Genomic DNA, 3,736 nt, shown 5'->3' on the forward strand with positions numbered 1-3,736 from the left:
GTGGACTCCGACGCAGGCCGAGGGAGTCCCAGTTCCGCGGCCAGGAATTCCAGCACGTCGCCGAGTTCGGCCGGTTCATTGTCCACGCCCAGATAGACCGCCGCCGGAACCGTGCCCATGGTGCACAGATGGACGATCGCGGCGGCGGCGTCGTCGCGGTGGATCCGGTTGGTGAAACGCGAAGCAGCAGGAATGACCGCGGTTCCGCCGCGCACCTGGTCGATCAATCGCGTCCGGCCGGGGCCGTAGATTCCGCCGAGCCGCAGCACTACGGGGGTGATGCCGGTGCCGCGCAGGCGGCTGTGGAGGAGTTCCTCTGCTTCGCGGATGATGCGGCCCGAGAACCCGCCGGGTTCCGGCGTCGTGCGTTCATCAATCCAGCCGCCGCCGGCATCTCCGTAGACGGCGGTCGAGGACACAAACAGGACCCTGCGGACGTTTGCCCCGGAGGCGAGGACCGCGTCCAGGACGTTCGACAGCCCGTCCACGTAGGCGGCACGGTACGCCTCCTCGGTCGGGGAATCCGCGGCAATCGCGACGACGACGGCGGTGGTGTCCGCCGGGATGGGCGGCAGCTCAGCGGAGCCCAGGTCAGCGGCGACTCCCTCGATGGCGGTCGGGAGTTTCTCCGGCGAGCGGCGCCACCCCACCACGCGGTGGCCAGCCGCCGCGAAACGCAGCCCGGCCTCGGTGCCAAGATCGCCGCAACCGGCCAGCAGAATAGTCATGAAGCCAGTCTGCCAGCCTTCGGGAAGCGCCACGGACAGGCTTGAGAAAATCTTGAACTGATCTTGTCGTCCGCTGAAGCCTTGCCTTGAACTGGGCCGGGCATCGTTGTAAGGGTCAGCCAGGGGGCTGGCGGATGCTACATACGTCGCCCGGCCAGCCAAGGCCGGCCCCACGAAACGGAACTCTGATGGGTCTCAACCTCAATTCCACCTCCAGCAAGGTCCTTGCGTCCGCAGCACTCCTCGCCGCGGCCGCCGGCGTGGCCGGGATGGGTACCTACGGTGGCTTCACCGCCAGCACGTCGGCTTCCGCAGCGGTCAATTCCGCCACCGTGAACTTGGCCGGTGGCACCAACGACCGGCTCAACGTGGCGGCGACAGGAACCATTCCGGGCGACTCCATGCAGCGCGCGGTTACCCTGGTCAACAATGGCGACCAGAACCTGACCGGGCTTACCCTCACCACCACCGCCACGACGTCGTCCATTCTGGACACCGACGCCACGAACGGTCTGCAGCTGCAAATTGAGAGCTGTCCTGTCGCGTGGACTGAAGCCGGGGCGTCCCCGTCCTTCACCTACACGTGCTCGGCCGGTGCGCCTACCACTGTCCTGCCTCTTCGCCGGGTGGTCGGGGTCAATCCGCTGCCGAACACGCTGAAGTCCCTGACTGCAGGCAACACCGACTTCCTTCGCGTCACCATGTCTGTTCCGGCCGCGGCGGACAACACCTTCCAGGGCAAGAACAGCTCCATCAAGTTCAGTTTCGATGCCACCTTCCGCCAGGCAGGCGCCAAGTAGGCCATGCTCGGGGGCACAGTGCGGCCTGGTCTCGGCCGTACTGAGCCCCCGGTTTTACCTGTACCAGCAACGCCGGCAGGAGGTACCGTCCCGTGAGCGCAGCAATCACCGCAGATTCCAGGGACTCCACCGATCTCCCCTCAGCAGATGGCACCGTGCAGGAGAGTCCAGTCCAGGACCATTCCGTATCCAGCCGTGCACGACGCCGGGCCCAACCGGTGCCGCCCGCCCGGGGGCGCCTGTTGTCCAAGGCGGTAGGTGCCGCCGGGAGTGCTGTGCTCACGGTCCTCCTCGTCGCCGCTGCCTTAGTATTTCTCTTCCTCGCCGTCGGGCCGCGCTTCCTGAACTATCAGACGTCCACTATGCTCACGGGGAGCATGTCGCCGGGGATCAACCCGGGGGACGTCGTCGTCAGCGTGAAGACGCCGGTCTCCGAGCTGAAGGTCGGCGACGTCATCACCTACAGCATCCCCATTGACGATCACCGGATTGAAACCCACCGGGTGGCGAGCATCAAGCGCGACGATGCCGGCGCGACGTCGGTGACCACCAAGGGCGACGCGAACGCCGGACCAGACCCTTGGACTGCGTTGTTGTCCGAGGACTACGTCTACACGCAGGCCGGAGTCGTGCCGTATCTGGGCCACGGCATCAGGGCGCTGCGTGAGCCGCTTGCCCAGTCGGTCCTCCTCTACGGCGCCTCTGCCCTGTTCGTCGTCGTCGTGCTGACGGCGATCTGGCGGAAGCCGCGCTAACCGGCGGAGGCGTGGTCCTGGATTCCGCGCAGGCCGGCGGGATTGGCCGCTGCTTCCACCGGCGCCATGCGGTAGCCAACGCCGCGCACCGTGCGGATGAACCGCGGTTCGCGGCCACTGTCGCCAAGTTTCTTGCGCAGGTTGCCGACGTGCACCTCCACGAGGTGCTCCTCCCTGGGCCATTCGTTGCCCCAGACCTGGGTCAACAGGGCCTTCCGGGTCCACACACGACGCGGTGCCCCGGCCAGGGCCTCCAGGAGGTCAAATTCGGTGCGCGTCAATTCCAGTTCGACACCATGGAGGGACGCCACCCGGCCCTCGGCCTCGACAACCAGCGGCCCGTGCCGGAGGACGCCGTGGGCATCTGTGTGCCGGATGCCGGAACCTATGGGTGCGGCGGACTCGGGCGACTGCTCCCCGGACGCCGCGGGCGCGGCGGCGCTGGCCGGCAAGGAGACCGGGGGGACGGCGCCGACGTCGCTCGCACGACGGCGGGGAGGCGCCCCAGGGGCACCGGGCGCCCCGGGTGTACCGGATGCTGAGTCGCGGTGCGCTGAGTCGCGGTGCGCTGAGTCCCCGGGAGCGGGCGCTGTGAGAGCGGCCGGCATGAAATCCGTTGCACGGCGCCGCGGCGTGGGGCGTTGCGCGGTGGGCCGGTGCCGCCGCATCACTGCCGTCACCCGGGCCTGAACCGAGCGCGGGCTGAACGGCTTCCGAATGAAATCATCCGCACCAATCTCCAGTCCCATCACCTCGTCGATCTCGTCCGACCGGGCCGTGATCATGACGACGTAGGCATCGGAGAATTTGCGCAGCCGGCGGCAGACCTCCACGCCGTCCAAATCCGGAAGCTCCAGCTCCAGCGTGACAAGGTCCGGGCGGTGTTCCTGGATCTTCAGGAGGCCTTCGGCTCCGGAACCGGCCTCAAAGACGGCGAAGCCCTGCAACTGAAGTGTTCGGCAGATGAGGAGTCGCACGTCGTCGTCGCCCTCTACAACCACAGCGCGGAGCTGACCCGGTGAATCCAACATAACCCCAGCTTCTAAGACCAATTGACCCGTGAGTAGCAACCACCCCATGCGTCACGGAGTGTGACACAAGCCACAGGTGTAACAGTGGGATTCAGGCTAACAGGTTTTCTTGAGCAAAAGTTGAAGTTCAACCCGGCACGGTGTTGAGGCTCGGCTGTCAGAGTTGAGGCAACGATCAACGGCCCGGAGAGAAAGTGCCATCAGTGAACCTCGCCAAGCACTCTGCGGCATCCCTGCAGGTCCGGTCCGCGGGGTTGGCTCATCGGGCTGGGCTGCTGGCCGTCCCTCTGGCTGTGGCATTGGTGCTGGGGGCTCCCGGGCTGGCCTACGGGGCGTTCACGGCTCGAACCACTGCCGCCCTGAACGTGGGCACCTATACGGTCCCTGCGCCGGCATCCATCGGCGGCACGCTGGTATGCACC

The 3,736-nt window shown here is 66.8% G+C and carries 5 protein-coding genes; 3 read left to right on the plus strand and 2 right to left on the minus strand.

All coding sequences use genetic code 11. From position 1 onward, the window contains the following. A partial coding sequence (locus LQV45_RS20410) for an SDR family oxidoreductase (RefSeq protein WP_230008579.1) occupies positions 1 to 728 on the minus strand: 728 nt, incomplete at its 3' end. Positions 729 to 916: 188 nt separating this feature from the next. Here LQV45_RS20410 and LQV45_RS20415 point away from each other — a divergent pair. Both LQV45_RS20415 and LQV45_RS20420 read left to right on the plus strand, forming a co-directional pair. Then, complete coding sequence (locus tag LQV45_RS20415; protein WP_230008580.1) at positions 917 to 1,528, plus strand: TasA family protein; 612 nt, start codon at positions 917 to 919, stop codon at positions 1,526 to 1,528. Between the two features lie 92 nt (positions 1,529 to 1,620). Then, positions 1,621 to 2,283, plus strand: a complete 663-nt coding sequence (locus LQV45_RS20420; RefSeq protein ID WP_230008581.1) for a signal peptidase I — start codon at positions 1,621 to 1,623, stop codon at positions 2,281 to 2,283. Here the strand turns inward: LQV45_RS20420 and LQV45_RS20425 are convergent. Then, positions 2,280 to 3,314 (minus strand): response regulator transcription factor, encoded by a 1,035-nt coding sequence (locus tag LQV45_RS20425; RefSeq protein WP_230008582.1) that lies wholly within the window; start codon positions 3,312 to 3,314, stop codon positions 2,280 to 2,282. The two genes, LQV45_RS20420 and LQV45_RS20425, sit on opposite strands and share 4 nt — an antisense overlap. Positions 3,315 to 3,508: 194 nt before the next feature. Between LQV45_RS20425 and LQV45_RS20430 the strand changes: the two genes are divergently transcribed. After that, the coding region (locus LQV45_RS20430) for a hypothetical protein (RefSeq protein WP_230008583.1) at positions 3,509 to 3,736 on the plus strand (228 nt) is incomplete at its 3' end.

It is taken from the genome of Microbacterium sp. Bi128 (assembly GCF_918698205.1).